Source organism: Methylobacterium sp. B1 (assembly GCF_000333255.1).
In the GTDB taxonomy this organism is placed as follows: Bacteria; Pseudomonadota; Alphaproteobacteria; order Rhizobiales; family Beijerinckiaceae; genus Methylobacterium; species Methylobacterium fujisawaense.
On record NZ_BACT01000609.1, the window covers coordinates 1 to 1,030 of the forward strand.

A 1,030-nucleotide genomic window follows, 5' to 3' on the forward strand; every position below is an offset into this window, starting at 1 on the left:
GCACGGTGAGCTGGCACGAGAACGCCTTGTGGAGGCAACGCCGATCTCCGGCCCGGCCAGCGTCGGCATCACCACGGAGGATTCCCGCGCGATGGTCGAGGTCGGCACGTTGACGACGCTCAGCGTGTGCTGGCCCTGGCTCTTGGCATAGCGCAGGGAGGCCAGGGTGTCGGCGGTCTCGCCCGATTGCGAGATCACCAGCGTCAGCCCGTCCTTCTCCAGGGGCGCCTCGCGGTAGCGGGCCTCGGAGGCGACGTCGATCTCCACCGGCAGGCGGGCCACCTGCTCGAACCAGTACCGGGCGACGAGGCCGGCGTAGAAGGCGGTGCCGCAGGCGGTGATGTAGACGCGGCTGAGCTTGGCGAAGTCGAAGGGCAGCGACTCGGGCAGCACGACCCGGCCCTGCGCCATGTCGACGTAGTGGGCGAGCGTGCGGCCCACGACCTCGGGCTGCTCGTGGATCTCCTTGGCCATGAAGTGGCGGTACTCGCCCTTGTCGATCCGGTAGGCCTGCGTGGCGATCTTTTGCCGGGGCCGCTCCACCGTGGCGCCCGAGGCGTCCCGGATCTCGGCGCCCGCCCGGTTCAGGATCGCCCAGTCGCCCTCGTCGAGATAGGTGATGGCGTCCGTGAAGGGGGCGAGCGCCAGGGCGTCGGAGCCGAGATAGGTCTCGCCCTGGCCGAAGCCGACCGCCAGCGGCGCGCCGTGGCGGGCGCCGATCAGCAGGTTCTCCTCGCCGGCGAAGATGAAGGCCAGCGCGAAGGCGCCGCGCAGCCGCGGCAGGGCGGCGGCCACGGCCTCGACCGGGCCCATCTGCCGGTCCATGTTGCGGCTGACGAGCTGGGCGACGACCTCGGTGTCGGTCTCGGTCTCGAACACGACGCCGTCGGCCTCGAGCTCCTGCTTCAGCTCGCGGAAATTCTCGATGATGCCGTTATGGACGACGGCCAGACGCGCGGTGGCGTGGGGGTGGGCGTTGGTCTCGTTGGGCCGGCCGTGGGTCGCCCAGCGGGTGTGGCCGATGCCGAGC

The 1,030-nt window shown here is 71.0% G+C and carries 1 pseudogene; it reads right to left on the bottom strand.

What is annotated here, in order from left to right:
- A pseudogene (gene glmS / locus I53_RS17980) lies at nt 1-1,030 on the bottom strand (glutamine--fructose-6-phosphate transaminase (isomerizing)); the annotation flags it as partial.